Origin of the sequence: Priestia sp. FSL W8-0001 (genome assembly GCF_038050335.1) — a bacterium.
In the GTDB taxonomy this organism is placed as follows: domain Bacteria; phylum Bacillota; class Bacilli; order Bacillales; family Bacillaceae_H; genus Priestia; species Priestia flexa.
Genome location: NZ_JBBPAL010000001.1, coordinates 3,333,094 through 3,354,358, shown reverse-complemented (window position 1 = coordinate 3,354,358; position 21,265 = coordinate 3,333,094). Strand labels below are relative to the sequence as shown.

Here is a 21,265-nt window from a genome sequence, read left to right as displayed (position 1 = left end):
GTGAACGATAATGAGAAGCAAAGTGGAACATTTAATGAGAAGTGCATTCCAGCTAAAGGCGTCAGACGTACATTTAACTGCAGGCGTCCCGCCGATTTTTCGCATCAACGGTGCTTTAAAGCGCTATGGAAAAGAAAATTTAGTTCCAGAAGAGCTTGAAGAGATGGCAAAGAATATTATTGATCCAATAAGATGGGGAGACTTCAAAGAAAAAGGCGAGCTCGATTTTTCATACGCTGTGGAAGGATTATCGCGCTTTCGCGTCAACGCTTATCATCAGCGCGGTTCAATTTCAATTGCCATTCGAATTGTGCCTACGAAGATTCCGAGTTTAGAAGATTTAAAGCTTCCGGAAGTATTAAAAACAATTGCGACGAAATCTCAGGGACTTGTTCTTGTGACTGGACCAACGGGAAGTGGGAAGTCAACAACGCTTGCGTCTATGATCGATTTTATGAATCGTACGGCAAGTCGTCATATTATTACGCTAGAAGATCCGATTGAGTACTTACATCGCCACGGTAGCTGCATTATTGATCAGCGGGAAGTGGGGTTTGATACACACAGCTTTGCCAACGGTCTGCGCGCTTCGCTTCGTCAGGATCCTGACGTTATTTTAGTGGGAGAGCTTCGCGACCTAGAAACGATTCATACTGCCATTACGGCAGCTGAAACCGGACACTTAGTGCTCGCTACGCTGCATACGTCAAGCGCACCGGCAACGATTAACCGTATTATTGACGTATTCCCAGCTGCGCAGCAGGAGCAAATCCGCGTCCAGCTCTCTTCGGTGCTCGTGAGCGTCATTTCACAGCGTTTGCTGCCAACGACGGACTTGCAAAATCGCACGTGCGCAACGGAAATTTTAATGAATAATCCAGCTGTATCCAACCTGATTCGCAGTGAAAAAATTCATCAAATTCCAAACGTTATGCAAACAAGTCGTTCTCTTGGCATGCATACACTCGCTCAGTCGGTCAATGAGCTTTTGCAAGCGGGTGTGATTACGAAAAAAGTAGCGGAACCGTATGTCAACGAGGCGGTTAGCTAATGGTGCAGTTTCAGTACGAAGGAAAAGACGTGAACGGAAGAAAAAAGCGCGGGAAAATCACGACTTCATCCAAGCGTGATGCCGTGATGCTGCTGCGTGAAAAAGGAATTCGCGTTTCTCATGTACAAGAAGTAGAGCAGACCTTGTTAAATAAAGAAATCAACCTAGGCAATAAGGTGAAGCTCTATGATTTTGTCATTTACCTGCGCCAGTTTTCAACGCTTTTAAAGGCGGGAGTGACGGTTGTAGAGTCGACGCGTATCTTATCTGCTCAAACCGAAAGTAAACTACTACAGCGAGCGCTTGTACAAATTGAAGAAGAAATTCGGGAAGGAAATGCGCTATCCTCAGCTTGTGCGAAATTTCCTCATGCGTTTCCAAGCATGTTTATTAACATGGTTAAAGCAGGTGAAGTAGCCGGTAATCTCGATGAAACGCTTGAACGCCTAGCCGATTATTTTGAAAAGCAGCACCGCACGCGACAAAAGATTATCTCAGCACTGGCTTATCCAGCAGCGGTGGGCGTCGTGGCCATTGCCGTCGTCATTTTCTTGCTTGTATCCGTTGTGCCAATGTTTGTAGATATGTTCAAAGATTTCGGAGCTGAGCTTCCAGCCATTACGAAGTTTGTATTGGCTTCAAGTGAATTTATGCAAAAATTTTGGTGGGTAATTGTTGGTTTATCTAGCATCATTGCAGTAGGACTTTCACTTTTATATAAGCGCCCACAAACAAAGTATTATTTAGACTATGCCATGTTAAAGCTTCCCGTATTTGGACCAATGCTGCAAAAAGCGGCTATCGCTCGGTTTACGCGAACGCTAAGCTCGCTGTTTTCAAGCTCCGTGCCAATTTTACAAGCCATTCACACCGTTGAAGGCGTTATTGGGAACGAAGTTGTATCTCAAGTATTAAAAAAAGCGCGAACATCTCTTGAAAAAGGAGCTTCCCTTACCGAACCGATGGAAAAACACTGGGTATTTCCACCGCTTGTGACGCGCATGATTTTAGTTGGTGAAGAAACGGGTGCACTCGATACGATGTTAAGCAAAGTGGCAGATTTCTACGAAGCGGAAGTTGAAACGACAACGGATCGGTTAAAGTCTCTCATCGAACCGTTAATGATCGTCTTACTAGCTGTACTTGTAGGGACAATTGTACTAGCGATTATGGTGCCGATGTTTGATTTATTTAATCATGTTGATTCGTACTAAAACTATTTTCATATTTTGTAAATTATTGTATAATGAAAAAAATGAATAAAATGACCTATAAATCCATTGTGTGATTTCAATCGGGATAAGAAATCAGCATGATAGGAACAAATGAAATCTTCATTTACCATAACGTTTGCAGCGTGGTATTTTCTTTACTTTTTTACTAGTTATAAAGTATGAGGGTTTATGGTCCTGATTCTGCTGATTTTTTACATATTCAACAGAATAGAGAACAGAATGTAGTACAAGCACAAAAGCTCAATGCTCATCGGTTCCATTTTCAAGTCAAACGGTGGATTTATGCAAAATGTACAAAGGAAAAGGAGAGAAACACATGATGAAAAAGTTCTTGAAAAATGAAAAAGGATTAACGCTTATCGAGCTACTCGCCGTAATCGTCATCCTAGGAATCATCGCAGCGATTGCAATTCCAAGTATTGGTGGGATTATTCAGAAATCTCGTGAGGATGCGGTGAAGGCTGATGCGATTCAGGTATTAAATGCTGCCAAAGTATACATGGCTTCTAATAACGTAGAAAATGGAAGTGAAAACACGATGGATCAAGAAGTCTTGGCTGAATATGTAGACTTTGAAGGTGAAGGATTCGGTACTTATGAAGTGAGCTATAAAGATGGCAAGTACGAATTAACTGCTGAGGGCGATGCAGGAAGTAAAACAATTAAATTTGAGAATGCAACAATTAAGGGTATTAAAGCTAGTGGGAAATCTTTAGAAATTACAAACTAATGATTTATTTTTATTGCTACATTCTAACCCTAGGTCTCATTCTAGGCTCCTTCTACAACGTAGTCGGCTTACGCATTCCGGCCAGGGAGTCAATTGTGAGGCCACGGTCTAGCTGCCCGAGCTGTCAGCACGTTTTAACAGCTTGCGAGCTGGTGCCGGTGCTGTCGTATTTGGTTCAAAAAGGGAAGTGCCGCAGCTGCGGGACGTCGATTTCAATTAAATATCCGATGATGGAACTTTTGACAGGCATATTATTCGTCCTGTCATTTCGTTTATATGGCTTTCAGTGGGAAACGCTTGTTGCGTGGACTCTTGTATCGCTCCTGATGATTGTGGTGGTATCCGATTTGGCGTATATGCTCATTCCGGATAAAGTGCTGCTGTTTTTCTTACCGGTTGTAGTCGTTCTTAGACTGTTTGTTCCGCTCGACCCTTGGTGGGATATGTTTCTAGGTGCTGCAGCTGGCTTTGGACTGCTCCTTTTAATTGCTCTCGTTAGCAAAGGTGGCATGGGCGGAGGCGATATTAAGCTATACGGAGTGCTTGGGCTTGTGCTCGGATTTAAGCTCGTGCTCTTGTCCTTCTTTTTAGCCGCGGTAATCGGTGCAATTGTTGGAATATTTGGTATGATAGTAGGGAAAGTCCAACGCGGAAAACCAATGCCATTTGGCCCATCGATTGCAGGAGGAACGCTTGTTGCATATTTTTATGGTGATTTTCTGATAAACTGGTACTTTACATTTTTAATTTAGCAGGTGAACAACCATGGCCTTACGACTTCCGTCAATGAAAAGTAAAATAGGCAATTTGATTATTAAAGACCATGTCATTCGATATATTGAAGTGAAACAAGCAAGTCCGGTTGTTATTTCGAAACAGCATGAGCGTCATTTACCTCATGGCTTAATTCAGCAGGGGAAAATTGTGGATGAAGAGTCGTTGCTGTTTATTTTAGATGAATGCGTGAGAGATTGGAAAATTAAAAAGATGAAAGTGCGCTTTATTGTTCCGGATAACAAGGTGGTTATCCGGCAGCAGCAGCTTCCAGAGCACGTGAAGGAAGAGGAGATTCGAACGTATTTGTTTATGGAACTTGGCGCTACGATTCATTTGCCGTTTGAAGAAGCTATTTTTGACTACGTTATTCATCAAAAAACAGAAAAGCAAACGGAAATCACGCTTTTTGCTGCGCGAGAAGATACGGTTGTTAGCTATATGGAACTGATGAAAAAAGCGAAGTTAAAGCCGGTTGTTGCGGACTTGTCTTCGCTTAGTACATACCGACTTTTCTTCCAGGCTGACCTCGTTCGCTCTCAGGCGCACTATATGGTTTTGCAAGTGGATTCGTTTAGCATGAATGCCAGCTTATTTGCGAACCATCGTCCCGTCTTTATGCGCCATATGTCAGTTGGAGAGTACTGTAACGGCTGGACGGTGGAGCAAGAAGGAGACAAAACTTCTCTGCAGTTTTATGGTGACAAACATGAGCAAATACAAGCATTCTATGAAGCTATTCAAGAGCTAGAGCGAATCGTTAGCTTTTATCAATTTTCTATTAATAAAGGTGAACAACTCATCTCCAAAGTTTTTGTGACCGGTGACCATCCCTATATTCATGAGTTAATGGAGCAAATGCAAGAAGCTGTTAGCATTCCATTTGAAGTGATTAACCATGGAATGAGTCGTCAAGAGTTGATAGACGACGTGAAGCCCAGCTTTCATTTGCCGCTTGGCTTGGCACTGAAAGAGGTGAGATGATGCTTGTTGAAATTAATCTCTTGCCCCAAAAAGAACGTGGAAATAAGCCGTTTGTTTGGGGGCTAGTTACCATTGCTGCGCTAGTGCTGTTGGTGGGGAGCTTTATCATTTGGGAGTATTTTAGTTTAGTAGAAAAAGAGCAGTCAGCAACGATAGCGATTCAAGAAGTACAGGTAGACCAAGCTGTCAAAAAAGCGCAGCTTCAAAAAAGCAACGACGGCAAGGAAGTTGAAGAGCTTGTTTCAGCGATTGAATGGGCGCAGAGCTACCCGATGAAAACTGTTCCAATTATCAAAGAGTTTACGGCTGCGCTCCCTGACCGAGGCTTTCTTAAACGATTTGCGTACAGTGCAGAAAACGAGACGGTAGAAATTCAAATTCAATTCGACGAACAGCGCCAGAGCTCCTATTATTTAAGCCGATTAAAAAATGATGTATCGATTGTAAAAGATGCGCAGGTGTTAACGGTGGAAGCTGAAAAAAGTGAAAAAGAGAACGAAGATAAAACGATTCAAAGTGAAGAAAGTATTATTCCGCGCTATGTTGCAACGTATAGTGTTCAGATTGATCGAAAAGCAGTAGGCAACCTTGTTAAGAAAGAAAAAGAAAAGGAGGACCAATGATGATGGGACTATCCAACAAACAGTGGATTATCGGTGCCTCAACTTTTGTTGTTATGGCATCCCTCCTTGTGATTTTATATTTTCAGTTTTTATCACCGTTAAAAACAAATGTTCAGACGCTTGAAGAGGAGCTTGAAGCGGAACAGAGAATTTTAAAATCGTTGAATGAAAGCGGGGCAAATAAGCCGAAAGCCCTTTTAAAAAGCAGCGTGGAGCTACAAAAACAAGTACCCGTACAGCCGTTTACCGAACAGTTTATGCTCGAACTGCAAAAAGCTGAAGTGGTGTCCGATAGCGTCATTGATGAGATGAATTTTGCTGATGGAGAAGGGATTTCTTCACCTGCAGGCGAACAAAGCGCTGAGGATGAAGCGCAGCCTGCTGAAGGGGCTGTCACTCCGGCAGGCTTACAGCAGACCAAAGTCACCGTCACGGTAGAATCGAAGCGATATGATGACCTTTTGACATTTTTACAGACGATGGAGTCTTCAAAGCGCATCACTCAAGTCGAAGCGATTACATTTGATGGACCACAGGATGCAAAGACCATTTCTGATGTAGAAGACCCCGTGCTGCGATATGAGCTAATGCTATCAACATTTTATTACCCTTCGTTAGAGAATTTACGTGATAAAATCCCAGCAATCGACATACCAGAAGCGGGAAACAAAGCTGATCCATTTCAAACGTTAGGTAATCATTAATGAAGTTGATACATAAAGATGAACGAGGACTGACGCTGATTGAAGTTCTAGCGGTTCTTGTAATTTTAGGAATTGTAGCAGCGGTGGCATTTCTCTTTACAAGTAAAGTCATTCAACAATCAAAAGGTCAAGCGTTCGTAGCTAACGCTATTGCTATGAAGGAGTCAGCCACTTTACATAAGCGTTCAAACGAAGTGATCTTAGATGGAAAAGTGGAAGGGAAGCTGACGTATCAAGAATTGATTGAAGAAGGTTATCTTGAGCCGCTCATGGACCCTTATACGAATAAAGAATGGACGACAACAGAAGATGCTGACGGTTCATTTGTAGAGATTCGCTTTGAAGATAATCGCTTAAATTACTATGTTTGCCTAAAGAGTGATACAAAAGTACTTTGCCAAGAGGACGGAGTAGGGATTTTGTCATCGGAGCTTGCGGTCGACAAAATTAAAAATCGTGTAATAAAATAGCGAAACCTTTTATAACAAGACGACAAATGTCTTGTTATTTTTTTTGTCGTCTATGATAGCATGGTAAAAAGTGTATGTGTTAGGTAGCAAAAGGTGGTGAAAAGGTGGACAAGCAAAATCCAAAAGTTACGGTCAAAATTAATGGTAGGGAAAAGAACATAAAAGATACGGATACGCCTAAGGAAAAGGAAGAAGAGGTAGTGTGGGTTCTTCCGGAAAAAGTCGAGGTGTCTGAGCGCAAAGTCGTTTCAATTGAAGAAGTGCGCAACGAAAAGAAAAAACAGCCGAAAAAACTGAAAGAGCAAGTGGGGAAAATATCCATCAAGAAATCATCGTTTTCAGCAGCGAGGAAATTTATTGTGATTGTAGGATTAGCGGTTACCGTTGGCGTCGGGTTTGGAATGTTTGGTTTAAATACGATTACAAATGATAAGCAGCCGTCTCCAGTCAGTCAGAGCCCATCCGCAGTTGCGGTTAACTCCGCAGTGACCGATCATTCGGAGCAAACAAAAGCGACTGAAAAAGAACTGAAAGAAGACGCAAAGCCTGGGGCAACGGCCACGGTTGATGCTTTCTCAATCTATATTGTACAAGCAGGTGTTTTCTCTTCAAAAGAAGCGGCAGCAAAAGCAAAAGAAAGTCTAAGCGGAGAAAGCGTTGTGTTTGGTCAAAGCAATGCCTATACCATTGTCGTAGGTGCTAGTACGAGTGAAGCAAAGGCTAAAGAACTGAGCGATGCCTATAAAAAAAGTGGTGAAGACGCCTATGTAAAATCATATGAGATGAAAGGTGCTGCTCAGCTGGCAGAAAGTGACGAAAAAGTGATGTCCACGCTTCAACCATTTATGGCCAATGTGATGGATCAAGTGGGAAAAGTAGTGGAAGGAAACAAAGCGTCAAGCGTGAGTGAAGTTAAGAAAGAACTGGATAAAATCCAAGAGCAAACGGATAATAAAGAGATAGGAAAGCTAATTAAAACGCTAGAACAATCGGTTTCCTCTCTTGAGTCATTTAATCAGTCTAGTAAAAAAAGCGATGGTGATCAAGCGACAAAGTATATGCTAACGTCCCTTGTTCAGTATCAGCAAATTATTAAAAAGTAAATCAGGTGGCGCTTGCTACCTGATTTGTTTATTGTAAAAAATAGTTAATCTTGTTAAAATTGAGATGTGTTCTTTTTTTCAAATATTCGAAGTGTAAAGGTTGAGATCAATGAACAAAGAATTAATATTAGCCTCTGGCTCTCCTCGTCGTAAAGAACTGCTACAGCAGCTTCACATTCCTTTTTCCGTACATGTAAGCAACGTTGATGAAAAAGTTAATCACAACTATTCACCGTCTGAAGTGGTGATGGACTTAGCGTTGCAAAAAGCGTCTGATGTTGCAACTCTGTATCCGAATCATATTGTGCTAGGATCCGATACGGTTGTTGTGTACAAAGACAGTATTTTAGGAAAGCCAGCTAGCGAAGCAGAAGCAGTTAAAACTTTAGAGATGCTTTCAGGAAAAAAACATCAAGTGCTCACAGGAGTGGCTCTTGTGGAAGGTGAGCAAGTTCAGACATTTTATGAAAAAACAGATGTTGAATTTTGGCCGTTAACAGTAGATGAAATTACGCAGTACGTTCGAACGGGTGAGCCAATGGACAAGGCGGGCTCGTACGGTATACAAGGCCTAGGAGCTGTGTTTGTCAAAAGCATTCAAGGTGATTACTTCTCTGTTGTTGGTCTGCCATTGTCTCGCACAATAAGAGAACTGAGAAAGCGTGGTTTTGTCTACTCCATTTGAGGAGGGAAACCATTTGATGAATGAGTCATTGATAATGAAAGATTTTCCATATGAAGAAAGACCAAGGGAGCGCCTCATGCTAAAAGGTGCTTCCAGTTTATCAAATCACGAGCTTATCTCTATCCTGCTTCGAACAGGAACGAAAGAAGAATCCGTTCTTCAACTTGCCAACCGAATCCTTCGCTATTTTGATGGATTGGAGCTATTGCAAAATGCAACGCTGGATGAAATGGTAAGAATGAAGGGGATTGGACAAGCAAAAGCAGTTCACCTTATTGCTGCGATTGAACTCGGAAAGCGAATGGCTCAGGTGAAACCAGGAGTAAAGTATGCTATTCGAAGCCCAGAAGATGGAGCAAATTACGTAATGGAAGAAATGCGTACATTACTTCAAGAGCATTTTGTCTGTCTTTACTTAAATACGAAAAATCAGGTTCTTCATAAACAAACCATTTTTATTGGTAGCCTCAATTCATCGATTGTACACCCCCGTGAAGTCTTTAAAGAAGCTTTCCGTCGCTCGGCAGCCTCTATTATTTGTGTACACAATCATCCTTCCGGAGACCCTACACCTAGTCGAGAAGATATCGATGTGACTAAACGCTTACAAGAGTGTGGATTAATCATTGGTATTGAACTTTTAGACCATTTAATTATCGGGGATCGAAAATATATTAGCTTAAAAGAAAAAGGATATATGTAATGCTATGCTTTTTAATTTCCTTGAGTTATAATAGTAGTCATGATTTTAAATGACAAGTTCTTTACAATCATCGGTTATTAATAGACAAAGTATGAAAATATATCATACAATATTTGGCGTTGACATCTATAAAAGAAGTATAGAAAATAAAAAATGTTAATAATGAAATGGTGAAATCGACTGAGAGGGTTTAGCCTTTGCATTTCGGTAAGAGAAAGGAAGAGACACATGTTTGGAATCGGTACTAGAGACCTTGGAATAGATTTAGGTACTGCAAATACACTTGTTTATGTTAAAGGAAAAGGAATCGTTGTACGTGAACCGTCAGTTGTAGCATTACAAACAGATACAAAGCAAATCGTAGCGGTTGGTAATGATGCAAAAAATATGATTGGTCGTACACCTGGAAATGTTGTAGCACTTCGTCCTATGAAAGATGGAGTAATTGCAGATTATGAAACAACAGCAACAATGATGAAATATTACATCAAACAAGCGCAAAAGACAAAAAGTTTGTTTGCTGGCAAGCCTTATGTAATGGTATGCGTACCATCGGGAATTACGGCTGTTGAGAAGCGCGCAGTCATTGACGCAACTCGTCAAGCAGGCGCTCGTGATGCTTATACAATTGAAGAGCCATTCGCAGCAGCAATCGGTGCGAATTTACCTGTTTGGGAACCAACAGGAAGCATGGTTGTTGATATCGGTGGCGGTACCACAGAAGTAGCCATTATCTCACTAGGTGGTATTGTAACATGTCAGTCAATCCGTATTGCCGGAGACGAAATGGATGAAGCAATCATCCAATATATTCGCAAAAATTACAATCTTATGATTGGTGAACGTACGTCAGAAGCGTTAAAAGTGGAAATTGGTTCAGCAGGTATCCCTGAAGGAATCGACAACATGGAAATTCGTGGACGTGACTTATTAACTGGATTACCAAAAACAATTGAGATTTCAGCAGAAGAGATTGCTGATGCGCTGAAAGATACGGTTTCAGCAATTGTTGATTCAGTAAAAGGTACGCTTGAAAAAACACCACCAGAACTAGCGGCAGATATTATGGATCGCGGAATTGTATTAACAGGCGGTGGCGCTTTACTGCGTAATTTAGATCGTGTAATTAGTGAAGAAACAAATATGCCTGTTGTCATTGCAGAAGATCCGTTAGACTGCGTAGCAATTGGAACAGGAAAAGCATTAGATAATATTGATTTATTCAAAAATCGTACAAGCGATTCGTATCGCTAAACAGTAAGAGGTGTAAATCGTGCCACAGTTTTTTTTAAATAAGCGTCTAGTTATTTTGTTAGTTAGTATTATTGTATTAGTGGCATTGATTGGTTTTTCGTTAAATGGTCGTAAAGATGTAACGTGGCCTGAACAGTTTGTGAAAGACACGGTCGGTCTTGTTCAGGCTACATTTCACCAACCCGCACAGTATGTAGCGGGTTTCTTTGAAAATGTAGGTGACCTAAAGCGTACATATGAAGAAAATGAAGTGCTAAAAGCACGTCTTGATGAGCGTATGCAATTAGAAGCGAAAGTAAGTGAGCTAGAAACAGAAAATGATAAGCTGCGTGAACAAATGGATAAAGAAAGCGACCTCAAAGCTTACGATCCAATTGAAGCAACGGTTATCGCTCGAAACCCAGACCGTTGGCATGACGTTATTGCCATTGATAAAGGAAAAGTTCACAATGTTGAAGAAAACATGGCCGTGATTACGCCAGGTGGACTAATTGGGAAGGTGAAACATGCTTCTCAGTTTACTTCAACGGTTCAATTAATTAGCTCATCCGATCGCACCAACCGCGTATCGGCTAAGATTCAAGCGGAAAAACCTGTGTACGGTTTAATTGAAGGATACGACGAAGAAGAACAAGCTCTTTTATTAAGACGAATTCCATTTGATGCTGAAATTAAAGAAAAACAAAAAGTTGTTACCTCTGGCCTTGGAGGCGAAGATGGTGTATTTCCAAGCGGACTTGTTATTGGAGAAATTACGAAAATTGAGCCTGATGAGTACGGTTTAACACAAAAAGCATACATTAAGCCATCAACGGACTTATACGATCTTGATCATGTTATGGTCGCTAAAAGAAGTACAGTGATGTCTGAAGACAGCTTAGAAGCAGAGGAGGAAGAGTGATGAAACGCTTCCTCTTACCTTTCATAATTCTAGTTATTTTTATGTTAGAAAGCATTTTTGTGAACTTTGTTGCGATGCAGCCAGCTTTTCGAGACTGGCTTTTATCGCCGCGCTTTGTTTTAATTGCGCTCGTATTTATGACCATCTATATTAATCGCAAGCAGGCGATGATTTTTGGGATTGTTTTTGGATTTTTATATGATATTGCCTTTACGGACGTACTGGGTATTTATGCACTTGGCTTACCAGCCGTTTGCTATATCGTGTCACAGCTTATAAAGATTTGGCAAAACAATTTGTTAGTGGTGCTTTTAATTTGTTTGATCGCAGTTGCCATTATTGAGTTTTATGTATATGGCATTAATACAATTATCGGGGTATCGGATATGCTAATGGGGCGTTTCTTAGCCGAACGATTTTATGCAACTCTGATTTTAAATGCAATTTTTACGGTGATTTTTGCGCTACCTCTACAAAAGTGTTTTCAATATTTTTCACTGTTTTATGCAAAGGAACGATAATACTTCAAAAAAAGTCAATTTTCTAGTTCCAAATTCGTAGAAATGTTGTGATTCTGCGAGTGAAAAAAAGGAATTGGTAAGTCTCTGTCGAAATTATATATTCGTTGAGGTGAGCGTCTTGAATAAACAAAAGCAACAAAATATAACTATTAAAGGAACGAAAGATGGACTAACGCTCCATCTCAATGACGCATGTTCGTTCGAGGAGCTATTAGCTGAACTACAGACGAAGCTTTTGACGAATAAACATGGAGATGACGAGCAGCATGTCACCGTATATGTAAAAGTTGGAAATCGTTTTATGACTGAAGACCAGGAAAACGAGTTAAAGGCGCTCATCGAGAAGAATCGACACTTAGTAGTCAAAAAAATCGATAGTAACGTCATTTTAAAACAGGATGCATTACGGGTAAAAGAAGAAGAAGAATTAGTTTCTGTTGCAAAAGTTGTTCGCTCAGGACAAGTACTTCACGTCGAAGGAGACTTATTGTTAATCGGCGACGTCAATCCTGGGGGAACCATTGTAGCAGGGGGAAATCTTTTTATATTAGGTGCTTTAAAAGGAATTGCTCATGCAGGGTATCGTGGTAATAAAACAGCGGTTATTGCAGCTTCAATTATGCAACCGTCTCAGCTTCGAATTGCTGATGTTATCACACGACCTGAAGAAGAGGATAGTGAAAAAGAGCAAAGTGTCATGGAGTGTGCGTATTTAGATGACGCGAATCAAATAGTTATAGACCGCGTTCAAGGTTTAGCGAGTCTACGACCTAACTTGACAAGGTTAGAAAGGAGAATTTGACAGTGGGAGAGGCTATTGTTGTTACGTCTGGTAAAGGTGGAGTTGGAAAAACAACGACATCTGCCAACTTAGGTACTGCGCTAGCGTTAGCTGGAAAGCGCGTTTGTTTAGTAGACACTGATATCGGTCTGCGCAACTTAGATGTTGTGATGGGACTGGAAAATCGAATTATATATGATCTTGTAGACGTGGTAGAAGGGCGCTGCCAACCTCAAAAAGCCTTAATTAAAGACAAACGATTTGAATGTTTGTATCTGCTTCCTGCTGCTCAAACGAGCGATAAGACAGCTGTTCAGCCAGAGCAAATGCGCGAGCTGATTCTTGAATTAAAGCAAGAGTATGACTATGTCATTATTGATTGCCCAGCTGGTATTGAGCAGGGATATAAAAATGCAGTAGCTGGCGCAGATAAAGCGCTTGTTGTGACAACTCCGGAAGTGTCAGCTGTTCGTGATGCTGATCGCATTATTGGGTTGCTCGAGCAAGAAGATATTGAATCGCCAAAGCTTGTCATTAATCGAATTCGAAGCCATATGATGAAAAACGGAGATATGCTTGATGTGGATGAAATTGCTCAGCTGCTTGCAGTTGACCTCATCGGAATTGTAGCCGATGATGAAAATGTCATTAAAGCATCTAATAGCGGTGAGCCCATCGTTATGGACCCATCTAGTAAGGCTTCCATTGCTTATCGTAATATTGCGCGACGAATTCTTGGTGAAACCGTTCCTTTACAATCGCTTGATGATGAAAATAAAGGGATGTTCGCACGCATCAAACGATTCTTTGGTGTACGTGCATAAAAACAAAGCGTTTGTTTGAAAAGCTTCCACAATGGAAGCTTTTTTTGTTTCACTATTCATCATTTTTATCCTGTCATAACGATGCCGGACAAGTCATACATTAAATTATATAAGTTTAAGGACAAGGAGAATGATGAATCATGAATCGACGTGCTGATGAAATTCGAAAGCGAATTGCTGAGCGTAAAAAAAGGCAGCTTTCTACTGCTAAGAAAATCCCGCATGAACCGCTTCATACGTCATTGATGAGTGAAGAAGAAAAGTATGGACTTCCTGATTATTCACCTATTGAATATACACCTACTAAAAGTAGCGGTGAGCGCTATCCCTTTTTTCGAAAAGAGCGCTTCTTTTTTAAAGTCTTAGCGTCAGCTTGCTTAGTACTTATCGTCGCTATTTTATTTAAAAGTCCTTCCCCAACGTTTGAAAAAGCAAGGGTGTACATCTCTACAGCGATGGATCAAGAATTTCAGTTTGCTGCTGTTTCATCTTGGTACGAAGATCAATTTGGCAAACCGCTCACGCTTTTACCACAAAAGGCTGAACCTAAAAGCGATGAACAAAGCGTCAGCGGAGATTATGTTATGCCTGCATCTGGAAAAGTAATGGAGACCTTTGAAGAAGATAAGCAGGGTGTAACGATTCAAACGGGAGCAGATTCTGTTGTCGAAGCGATGAGCGAAGGAATTGTTCGCTATGTTGGAAAACGAGATGGAATTGGAAACACAGTAATTATCCAACATGCTGATGGCTCTGAAACATGGTATGGGCAACTAAAGACGGTTGATGTAAACGTTTATGACTTTGTTAATAAAGGAAAACAACTTGGCGTAGTAGCGAGTTCAGATGACGGAGAAACAGGCCTCTTTTATTTTGCAATTAAAAAAGGTGAAAAGTTTGTGGACCCTAGTCAGGTGATTCAATTTGAATAGCTACTTATCACTGCTGATGAAAATTCATATTCACCCTCTGTTGTGGGGGGTTTTTATTATTGGGATTTTTACAGCGGCGATTAAGCCGCTGATGATTTTGTTTGTGATTATCCTTATTCATGAGTTGGGTCATGCGCTTGCTGCTCACCATTTTTCATGGCGAATCAAGCGAATTATGCTGCTGCCGTTTGGTGGAGTAGCGGAAGTGGATGAACATGGAAACCGTCCATTTCGTGAAGAGCTAATCGTTACGATTAGCGGACCTATTCAGCATATTTGGCTCGTTGGCGGTGCTTATTTATTTGCTGAGCTTGGTTGGATTCAAGCGGAAACGTATGAACAATTTCTCTATCAAAATGCGCTTATCTTCTTTTTTAATTTGTTACCTATTTGGCCTCTAGATGGAGGAAAGATTTTGTTTTTATGGTGCAGTAGATATGCGCCGTTTTTAACAGCACATGAACGAATGCTAAAACTATCAAGTGGATTTTTAATAGCGTTATGCCTCTATACGGCCGTTTTTTATGCAATGCACCTTCATTTATGGATGGTGCTAGCCTTTTTGATTCTTTGTCATTATCAAGAATGGCGAAACCGTCATTTTGTCTACATGCGCTTTTTACTAGAACGATATCATGGGAAAGAAAATGCAATTTCTACTTTACAGCCAGTAACTGCTTCTGCAAATGAGCAGATTTATGATGTATTAAAAAAGTTTAAAAGAGGCTGTAAGCATATGGTTGTGTTTCAAGCAAACGGTGAAGCGTTGAGAATTGATGAAAACGAGCTGCTTCATGCTTATTTTGTGGAGAAAAGAGTGGACAGCTCGCTTGATGAACTTGTATCTATCTATTAAAATCAAGTAACATATAAAGAAGGTAAGGTTCGGCTGAACGCGTAGCCGGACTTTTTTTATTGAACATTAAAGAAGTGGAGATTTAAACGTGAGAAAATGTATTATTAATGCTGCAACAAAATCGAAGCGCATTGCCGTTATAAATGATGGAGAGCTAGAAGAGATTTATTTAGAAGAGCAGAATAAGCACCAAATTGTTGGTGATATTTATATAGGTCGAGTTGTGAGGGTTGTACCAGGTATGCAGGCCGCTTTTGTTGATATTGGTCTATCACAAAATGGATTTATTCATCAGCAAGAGCTCGTTTCATATCGAAATGATTCGGACACTCAAAGAGACAGTAAGCCAATGTCAGCTTTTATTCGAGAAGGAGAAGCTATTGTTGTTCAGGTGATTAAAGAAGGAATTGGAACAAAGGGACCGCGCTTAACCGGTGTGATTGAATTTGCAACGGAAGAACTTGTTTATTTACCAGACGGAAACTATGTGGCAACTTCGAAAAAGATGGAGGAGAAAGAGCGAGTTAAGTGGAAGCAGCTTGGTCAACAGCTGGTTGAAGAGAAAGAAGGCCTTGTCTTTCGGACAGCTGTTCAATCGCTGACAGAGGAACAGGTAATAAAGAGAGTCAAAGAGCTGCGAGTTCAGTATCAACATGAAATCGTAGCGAACAAGAATCAAAAGGCACCGAAGCTCTTAAAAAAAGGCCAAGAGTTTTTGAATGCATTTGTACAAAATGCGAGTAAAAAATCAATACAAGAATTCGTAGTGGATGATTTTACTGAATACCAACAGCTTCTTAAGGCGTATCCAACATTACCTTTTTACTATTATAAAGGCACTGAAAGCGTATTTGAGCACTATGAGATTGAAAGCCAATTGGAAAAACTTTTGAAACGCATTGTTTGGCTGAAGAGCGGTGGCTATATTGTCATTGATGAAACAGAAGCAATGACGGTAGTGGACGTAAATACAGGAAAGTTTAGCGGGAAAAGCTCATTGAGAGAAAACATTTTACGCGTTAATAAAGAAGCTGCTTTTGAGATGGCTAAGCAGCTAAAGCTTCGCCACATTGGCGGGATGGTATTGATTGATTTCATTAACATGAGCAGCCGACAAGATCGTGATGAAGTGCTAAAGTATGTTCAAGACATTGTAAAAGAGGATGAAGTTCGTACTACCGTAGTTGGGTTTACTGAACTCGGTATTTTGCAGCTAACGCGCAAAAAGGTACGTGATAGCATCGGTTCTACCTTAACGACGGCTTGTCAGGTTTGCAATGGAACAGGACGAGTAATGGATGCAGAAGCCATTGCGTTTCAAATTGAGCGTAAGCTATGGGAATATCGATTTTCAACAGAAGAAGCCATTTGGGTTGAAACGCGCGAAGATGTAGAAAAATACTTAAAGAACGATGGTTTCTTTCATGCGATAGAAGAAATGATTGGACTGAAGCTTTACTGTACGCCAACGCTTTCAGCTTCTCATATGTACCATGTTAAATACGTTGGGAAAGAATCTGTCATTCGGGACAGATTAAGAAAGTAATCTTTTTATGAATAAAGTTGCAAATGTAATTGACACTTACCTTCATACTGTAGTAAGATTTAATATGTTGGTTTGTAGCACCCGTGCTACAACCGCTCAGAACAGGTTTTAAGTCTAGTATAGGCACCTGTGATGGCGAGTCTTAGTTTTTAGAGGAGGTGCAGAGAATGTACGCAATTATCGAAACTGGTGGTAAACAAATTAAAGTAGAAGCTGGTCAAGCAATCTACATCGAAAAACTTGCTGGTGAACAAGGCGAAACAGTTACTTTTGATAAAGTATTATTTGTAGGTGGCGACAACGTTAAAGTTGGTGCTCCATTTGTTGAAGGTGCAACAGTTACGGCTAAAGTTGAAAAACAAGGTCGTGCTAAGAAAATCACTGTATTCAAATACAAAGCAAAGAAAAACTATCGTCGTAAGCAAGGTCACCGTCAACCTTACACAAAAGTTGTTATCGACGCTATCAACGCGTAAGATTAGCATCTGATGATTAAGGTGACAATTTCTCGTAACGCAAACAAGCAAATCGACGGGTTCACGATGAGTGGACATGCTGAATTTTCCGAGCATGGAAAAGATCTTGTTTGTGCGGGAGCATCGGCAGTTTCATTTGGCACTTTAAACGCTATTCATTCAATAACCGGCGTAACGCCAGTTATCAAGCAGGGTGGAGATGGTGGATATCTTCGCTGTGAGATTCCAGGAAATGTTGATTTATCAGCATTGGAGCAAATTCATCTTTTGCTAGAAGGAATGGTCGTGTCTTTGAAAACAATCGAATTAGACTACAGTAAATATATAAAAATTAACGACAATTAAACAGGAGGTGGATGTCATGTTAGTAAGATTAGACCTTCAATTCTTCGCTTCTAAAAAAGGAGTAGGTAGTACTAAAAACGGTCGTGATTCAATCTCGAAACGTCTTGGTGCTAAACGTGCTGATGGCCAATTCGTAACTGGTGGTTCAATTTTATACCGTCAACGCGGTACTAAAATTTACCCAGGTGCAAACGTAGGTCGTGGTGGAGATGATACTCTATACGCTCAAATCGACGGTATCGTTAAATTCGAACGTTTCGGTCGTGACCGTAAAAAAGTATCTGTATATCCAGTAGCTCAAGAAGCATAAGCTGTGAAAAGAAAACTCTAACCTCAATGGAGGTTAGAGTTTTCTTTTTGTAGAATAATTCACCTATTCTCCACTGGAATTTGTTATAATCGAACATATTAAATAACAATGATGCGAGATGTTTTTTATCGCCTAGAAGTTACTTATGCTCGAGTCAAAAGTTAGTTAGGAGTGCGAAAATGAAAAAAGAGTGGGATGTTGTCGAAGTATTAAAATATGCTAGGCATGATTGGCTAAATAAGATACAGCTAATCAAAGGCAATTTAGCACTGAATCGGGTAGATCGAGCAAACGACATCATCAATACAATCGTGAACGAGTCACAGCACGAATCAAAATTAACAAGCATGAATATGCATTTGTTCACAGGTTTTGTTATGACTTACCACTGGTATAACCACGCGGTTCGGTTAGAACTTGAAGTGCTCGGAAACGCTCAGGATTTATCAAAGTATGATAATGAAGTATACAAATGGTGCCGTTATTTAACGGGTTTGCTAGAATCTCATATTGATTATCATGCTGATAATTATTTGAGTATTTCATTATGCACCGAAGAGCAGGAACCTCGTTTCTTTTTTGATTTTAGTGGAATACTAACGGATATGCAAAATTTACAAGAACAGCTCGGTAGTTATGAATATGGTCAAATGCTTACATGCGTTGAACAAGAAATTCTTCCAACTGAGTTTAATATTCAAATTAAGTTAAATACATGAGTAGATCTCTTTTGTACAAGCGTACAGAAGAATGAACTAGAACGGAGTGAAAGTACATGTTTGTAGATCAGGTCAAGGTATATGTGAAAGGTGGCGACGGAGGAAACGGTATGGTTGCCTTCCGTCGTGAAAAGTATGTGCCAAAAGGAGGTCCAGCTGGTGGTGACGGTGGTCACGGAGCAGACGTTATCTTTGAAGTAGAAGAAGGGTTACGTACGCTGATGGATTTTCGCTATAAGCGACACTTTAAAGCAGATCGTGGTGAGCACGGCATGTCAAAAGGCCAGCACGGGCGCAATGCAGAAGCAATGGTTGTTAAAGTTCCACCAGGAACAGTTGTGGTTGATGCAGAGACAAAAGAAACAATTGCAGATTTAGTAGAACACGGTCAGCGTGCGGTTATTGCAAAAGGTGGACGCGGAGGTCGAGGAAATACGCGTTTTGCAACGCCAGCTAACCCGGCTCCAGAGCTTTCTGAAAACGGAGAGCCAGGACAAGAGCGCGATGTTATCCTTGAGCTAAAAGTACTGGCGGATGTTGGATTAGTTGGATTCCCAAGCGTAGGAAAATCAACTTTACTATCGGTTACGTCTGCTGCGAAGCCAAAGATTGCCGAGTATCATTTTACAACGCTTGCACCAAATCTAGGAGTCGTTGAAACGGGAGACAACCGTAGTTTTGTTATGGCGGATTTACCAGGTTTAATTGAAGGTGCACACGAAGGCGTTGGTTTAGGACATCAGTTTTTACGCCACATTGAACGTACGCGAGTTATTGTTCACGTAGTAGACATGTCTGGATTAGAAGGTCGCGATCCTTACGAAGACTATCTAACAATCAATGAAGAGCTACGCCAATATAATTTACGCTTAACAGAGCGTCCACAAGTGGTAGTAGCAAATAAAATGGATATTCCAGAAGCGGCAGAAAACTTAGCTCGTTTTAAAGAAAAAATTGGAGATGAAGTAAAAGTATTCCCTATCTCTGCTGCAACGCGTGACGGAATACGCGAATTGTTGTTTACGGTAGCTGATCTTGTAGACACAACGCCTGAATTCCCAATGCATGAAGAGGAAGATTTATCGACTCACCGCGTACTTTACAAGCACGAGAAGAAGGAAGTTGAATTCCAAATTACACGCGATAGCGACGGTTCATTTGTATTAGATGGCGAAAAAGTCGAAAAGCTGTTCAAGATGACAGATTTCTCAAGAGACGAATCTGTTCGTCGCTTTGCTCGTCAGCTTCGTGGTATGGGCATAGACGAAGCGCTTCGTGAAAGAGGCGCAAAAGATGGAGATATTGTAAAGCTATTCGAATATGAGTTCGAATTTATCGACTAATCATTCATGTCACGGGGGAGGGGCTTGACTTGGATAAGGCGGATAAGCAGTTTTATTTAGTACGAGAAGATGTATTGCCAGAAGCAATGAAGAAAACGCTGGATGCAAAGCTGCTAATTGAACGTGGAAAATCAGCTTCCGTAGCCGATGCAGTTCAAGAGGTTGACTTAAGCCGCAGTGCTTTTTATAAATATAGAGATACTGTGTTTCCATTTCAAACGGTTGTTACACAGCGAATTATTTCGCTCTTTTTTCACCTGGAAGATCGCTCAGGTACGCTATCTCATTTACTAAGTGTCGTAGCCTCTTCGGGTTGTAACGTGTTAACGATTCACCAAACCATTCCGCTGCAAGGTAGAGCAAACGTTACGCTCTCACTAGATATTGCAAGTATGAAGGTTGAGTTGAACGATTTGTTACGAGAGTTAAAAAGACTTGCATTTGTGGACAAGGTTGAAGTCCTTGGTTCAGGTGCTTAACTAGAAAGCAGACATAGACAGGAGAGAGAAGAATCGTGGGGAAAGTAGGATATTTAGGACCAAAAGCAACATTTACACATGTAGCAGTTCAAGAAGTATTTTCAGAATATGAGCAGATTCCCTTTAAGACTATTCCATCTTGTATTGATGCGGTGTATAACGAAGAAGTAGAGTATGGAATCGTTCCGCTTGAAAATGCACTAGAAGGTTCCGTTAATTTAACACTTGATTATTTAATTCATGAGCATCGTCTTCCAGTAGTAGGCGAGATCATTTTACCGATTCGTCAGCATTTGATGGTTCATCCTGATCATGCAGACAAATGGGAAGAGGTCAAGGCAGTTTATTCACATCCTCATGCCATTGCGCAGTGCCATAAGTTTTTATACGGCAGCTTAGCTCATGTTCCTGTAGAAGAAATGACATCAACAGCATTTGCTGCAAAATATGTTAGCGAGAACCCTGGAGAAGTTGTTGGTGCGATTGCCAACGGGCTAGCTGCTAAGGAGTATGGGCTTCATATCGCACGCCCAAATATTCATGATTATGATCACAACACGACTCGATTCGTTGTACTTCATAAGGATAGAACTCGCGCAGTGCCATTTGAGCAAGAGAATGGTTACAAGACGACGTTAATGATTACATTACCATCGGATCAAGCAGGAGCACTACATCAAGTACTGTCTGCGTTTGCATGGCGTAAGCTAAACCTATCTAAAATTGAATCAAGGCCAATGAAGACAGGATTAGGAAACTACTTCTTTATTGTCGATATTGAACAGAAAATGGACGAGGTGCTCATCCCAAGCGCGATTGCTGAACTCGAAGCACTTGGATGTAAGGTAGCTGTTTTAGGAAGCTATCCACATACGCTACTCGACCAAAAAATCCCGCTATAAAACATAGCGGGATT

The 21,265-nt window shown here is 40.8% G+C and carries 26 protein-coding genes and 1 other annotated feature; all 26 genes read left to right on the top strand.

Annotated elements, in window-relative coordinates; translation table 11 throughout:
* Window positions 1-10 precede the first annotated feature (10 nt).
* Window positions 11-1,051: a type IV pilus twitching motility protein PilT gene (locus MKZ18_RS17770; protein ID WP_144594034.1), complete on the top strand. Its 1,041-nt coding sequence runs from the start codon at window positions 11-13 to the stop codon at window positions 1,049-1,051.
* A complete protein-coding gene (locus MKZ18_RS17765; protein WP_076512665.1) occupies window positions 1,051-2,265 on the top strand; it encodes a type II secretion system F family protein in 1,215 nt (404 codons plus the stop codon). Before MKZ18_RS17770 ends, MKZ18_RS17765 begins: the two co-directional genes overlap by 1 nt.
* A gap of 337 nt (window positions 2,266-2,602) precedes the next feature.
* Window positions 2,603-3,016, top strand: a complete 414-nt coding sequence (locus MKZ18_RS17760; RefSeq protein WP_025908543.1) for a prepilin-type N-terminal cleavage/methylation domain-containing protein — start codon at window positions 2,603-2,605, stop codon at window positions 3,014-3,016.
* Window positions 3,016-3,768 (top strand): prepilin peptidase, encoded by a 753-nt coding sequence (locus MKZ18_RS17755; RefSeq protein WP_076512667.1) that lies wholly within the window; start codon window positions 3,016-3,018, stop codon window positions 3,766-3,768. Before MKZ18_RS17760 ends, MKZ18_RS17755 begins: the two co-directional genes overlap by 1 nt.
* Before the next feature lie 13 nt (window positions 3,769-3,781).
* Window positions 3,782-4,774, top strand: coding sequence for a type IV pilus biogenesis protein PilM (gene pilM / locus MKZ18_RS17750; protein WP_061785213.1), 993 nt, complete (start codon window positions 3,782-3,784; stop codon window positions 4,772-4,774).
* Window positions 4,771-5,397, top strand: coding sequence for a hypothetical protein (locus MKZ18_RS17745; protein WP_138116582.1), 627 nt, complete (start codon window positions 4,771-4,773; stop codon window positions 5,395-5,397). The genes pilM and MKZ18_RS17745 overlap by 4 nt, the downstream gene beginning before the upstream one ends.
* Window positions 5,394-6,101 (top strand): hypothetical protein, encoded by a 708-nt coding sequence (locus tag MKZ18_RS17740; protein WP_138116584.1) that lies wholly within the window; start codon window positions 5,394-5,396, stop codon window positions 6,099-6,101. The genes MKZ18_RS17745 and MKZ18_RS17740 overlap by 4 nt, the downstream gene beginning before the upstream one ends.
* Complete coding sequence (locus tag MKZ18_RS17735; protein ID WP_061785216.1) at window positions 6,101-6,571, top strand: type II secretion system protein; 471 nt, start codon at window positions 6,101-6,103, stop codon at window positions 6,569-6,571. The genes MKZ18_RS17740 and MKZ18_RS17735 overlap by 1 nt, the downstream gene beginning before the upstream one ends.
* 104 nt (window positions 6,572-6,675) lie before the next feature.
* Complete coding sequence (locus tag MKZ18_RS17730; protein WP_061785217.1) at window positions 6,676-7,674, top strand: SPOR domain-containing protein; 999 nt, start codon at window positions 6,676-6,678, stop codon at window positions 7,672-7,674.
* Window positions 7,675-7,783: 109 nt separating this feature from the next.
* Complete coding sequence (locus tag MKZ18_RS17725) at window positions 7,784-8,359, top strand: Maf family protein (RefSeq protein ID WP_061785218.1); 576 nt, start codon at window positions 7,784-7,786, stop codon at window positions 8,357-8,359.
* Between the two features lie 16 nt (window positions 8,360-8,375).
* Complete coding sequence (gene radC, locus MKZ18_RS17720) at window positions 8,376-9,062, top strand: RadC family protein (RefSeq protein WP_025908535.1); 687 nt, start codon at window positions 8,376-8,378, stop codon at window positions 9,060-9,062.
* A 228-nt stretch (window positions 9,063-9,290) separates the two neighbouring features.
* Window positions 9,291-10,316 carry a rod shape-determining protein gene (locus MKZ18_RS17715; protein WP_025908534.1) on the top strand — a complete coding sequence of 342 codons (1,026 nt, stop codon included), beginning with the start codon at window positions 9,291-9,293 and terminating at the stop codon, window positions 10,314-10,316.
* A gap of 19 nt (window positions 10,317-10,335) precedes the next feature.
* Complete coding sequence (gene mreC / locus MKZ18_RS17710) at window positions 10,336-11,217, top strand: rod shape-determining protein MreC (protein WP_061785219.1); 882 nt, start codon at window positions 10,336-10,338, stop codon at window positions 11,215-11,217.
* Complete coding sequence (mreD, locus tag MKZ18_RS17705) at window positions 11,217-11,738, top strand: rod shape-determining protein MreD (protein ID WP_025908532.1); 522 nt, start codon at window positions 11,217-11,219, stop codon at window positions 11,736-11,738. Before mreC ends, mreD begins: the two co-directional genes overlap by 1 nt.
* Window positions 11,739-11,856: 118 nt before the next feature.
* Window positions 11,857-12,540, top strand: coding sequence for a septum site-determining protein MinC (gene minC, locus MKZ18_RS17700; protein WP_025908531.1), 684 nt, complete (start codon window positions 11,857-11,859; stop codon window positions 12,538-12,540).
* A 2-nt stretch (window positions 12,541-12,542) separates the two neighbouring features.
* A complete protein-coding gene (minD, locus tag MKZ18_RS17695) occupies window positions 12,543-13,343 on the top strand; it encodes a septum site-determining protein MinD (protein ID WP_025908530.1) in 801 nt (266 codons plus the stop codon).
* A 140-nt stretch (window positions 13,344-13,483) separates the two neighbouring features.
* Window positions 13,484-14,275, top strand: coding sequence for a M23 family metallopeptidase (locus MKZ18_RS17690; RefSeq protein ID WP_025908529.1), 792 nt, complete (start codon window positions 13,484-13,486; stop codon window positions 14,273-14,275).
* A complete protein-coding gene (locus tag MKZ18_RS17685; RefSeq protein WP_340842153.1) occupies window positions 14,268-15,131 on the top strand; it encodes a M50 family metallopeptidase in 864 nt (287 codons plus the stop codon). The genes MKZ18_RS17690 and MKZ18_RS17685 overlap by 8 nt, the downstream gene beginning before the upstream one ends.
* Window positions 15,132-15,219: 88 nt before the next feature.
* On the top strand, window positions 15,220-16,677 hold the full coding sequence (locus MKZ18_RS17680; protein ID WP_062686619.1) for an Rne/Rng family ribonuclease: 1,458 nt from the start codon (window positions 15,220-15,222) through the stop codon (window positions 16,675-16,677).
* 80 nt (window positions 16,678-16,757) lie between these two features.
* Window positions 16,758-16,830 (top strand) — a sequence feature (ribosomal protein L21 leader region).
* 14 nt (window positions 16,831-16,844) lie between these two features.
* Window positions 16,845-17,153 carry a 50S ribosomal protein L21 gene (rplU, locus tag MKZ18_RS17675; RefSeq protein ID WP_025908526.1) on the top strand — a complete coding sequence of 103 codons (309 nt, stop codon included), beginning with the start codon at window positions 16,845-16,847 and terminating at the stop codon, window positions 17,151-17,153.
* Window positions 17,154-17,165: 12 nt separating this feature from the next.
* Window positions 17,166-17,498, top strand: a complete 333-nt coding sequence (locus MKZ18_RS17670; RefSeq protein WP_025908525.1) for a ribosomal-processing cysteine protease Prp — start codon at window positions 17,166-17,168, stop codon at window positions 17,496-17,498.
* A 16-nt stretch (window positions 17,499-17,514) separates the two neighbouring features.
* Window positions 17,515-17,808, top strand: a complete 294-nt coding sequence (gene rpmA, locus MKZ18_RS17665; RefSeq protein ID WP_025908524.1) for a 50S ribosomal protein L27 — start codon at window positions 17,515-17,517, stop codon at window positions 17,806-17,808.
* Window positions 17,809-17,987: 179 nt separating this feature from the next.
* Window positions 17,988-18,527 (top strand): Spo0B C-terminal domain-containing protein, encoded by a 540-nt coding sequence (locus tag MKZ18_RS17660; RefSeq protein ID WP_025908523.1) that lies wholly within the window; start codon window positions 17,988-17,990, stop codon window positions 18,525-18,527.
* A 56-nt stretch (window positions 18,528-18,583) separates the two neighbouring features.
* Complete coding sequence (gene obgE, locus MKZ18_RS17655) at window positions 18,584-19,870, top strand: GTPase ObgE (RefSeq protein ID WP_025908522.1); 1,287 nt, start codon at window positions 18,584-18,586, stop codon at window positions 19,868-19,870.
* A 29-nt stretch (window positions 19,871-19,899) separates the two neighbouring features.
* Window positions 19,900-20,349, top strand: coding sequence for an ACT domain-containing protein (locus MKZ18_RS17650; RefSeq protein ID WP_025908521.1), 450 nt, complete (start codon window positions 19,900-19,902; stop codon window positions 20,347-20,349).
* Between the two features lie 32 nt (window positions 20,350-20,381).
* Complete coding sequence (gene pheA / locus MKZ18_RS17645) at window positions 20,382-21,251, top strand: prephenate dehydratase (protein ID WP_061785224.1); 870 nt, start codon at window positions 20,382-20,384, stop codon at window positions 21,249-21,251.
* The last annotated feature ends 14 nt before the right edge of the window (window positions 21,252-21,265 follow it).

Coding starts and splice junctions, on each gene's coding strand:
- MKZ18_RS17690 (WP_025908529.1), top strand. CDS start 13,484: ATGAATCGACGTGCTGATGAAATTCGAAAGCGAATTGCTGAGCGTAAA.
- MKZ18_RS17765 (WP_076512665.1), top strand. CDS start 1,051: ATGGTGCAGTTTCAGTACGAAGGAAAAGACGTGAACGGAAGAAAAAAG.
- pilM (WP_061785213.1), top strand. CDS start 3,782: ATGGCCTTACGACTTCCGTCAATGAAAAGTAAAATAGGCAATTTGATT.
- obgE (WP_025908522.1), top strand. CDS start 18,584: ATGTTTGTAGATCAGGTCAAGGTATATGTGAAAGGTGGCGACGGAGGA.
- MKZ18_RS17670 (WP_025908525.1), top strand. CDS start 17,166: ATGATTAAGGTGACAATTTCTCGTAACGCAAACAAGCAAATCGACGGG.
- MKZ18_RS17715 (WP_025908534.1), top strand. CDS start 9,291: ATGTTTGGAATCGGTACTAGAGACCTTGGAATAGATTTAGGTACTGCA.
- rpmA (WP_025908524.1), top strand. CDS start 17,515: ATGTTAGTAAGATTAGACCTTCAATTCTTCGCTTCTAAAAAAGGAGTA.
- MKZ18_RS17740 (WP_138116584.1), top strand. CDS start 5,394: ATGATGATGGGACTATCCAACAAACAGTGGATTATCGGTGCCTCAACT.
- MKZ18_RS17725 (WP_061785218.1), top strand. CDS start 7,784: ATGAACAAAGAATTAATATTAGCCTCTGGCTCTCCTCGTCGTAAAGAA.
- mreD (WP_025908532.1), top strand. CDS start 11,217: ATGAAACGCTTCCTCTTACCTTTCATAATTCTAGTTATTTTTATGTTA.
- MKZ18_RS17755 (WP_076512667.1), top strand. CDS start 3,016: ATGATTTATTTTTATTGCTACATTCTAACCCTAGGTCTCATTCTAGGC.
- MKZ18_RS17760 (WP_025908543.1), top strand. CDS start 2,603: ATGATGAAAAAGTTCTTGAAAAATGAAAAAGGATTAACGCTTATCGAG.
- MKZ18_RS17660 (WP_025908523.1), top strand. CDS start 17,988: ATGAAAAAAGAGTGGGATGTTGTCGAAGTATTAAAATATGCTAGGCAT.
- MKZ18_RS17770 (WP_144594034.1), top strand. CDS start 11: ATGAGAAGCAAAGTGGAACATTTAATGAGAAGTGCATTCCAGCTAAAG.
- radC (WP_025908535.1), top strand. CDS start 8,376: ATGAATGAGTCATTGATAATGAAAGATTTTCCATATGAAGAAAGACCA.
- MKZ18_RS17745 (WP_138116582.1), top strand. CDS start 4,771: ATGATGCTTGTTGAAATTAATCTCTTGCCCCAAAAAGAACGTGGAAAT.
- rplU (WP_025908526.1), top strand. CDS start 16,845: ATGTACGCAATTATCGAAACTGGTGGTAAACAAATTAAAGTAGAAGCT.
- MKZ18_RS17735 (WP_061785216.1), top strand. CDS start 6,101: ATGAAGTTGATACATAAAGATGAACGAGGACTGACGCTGATTGAAGTT.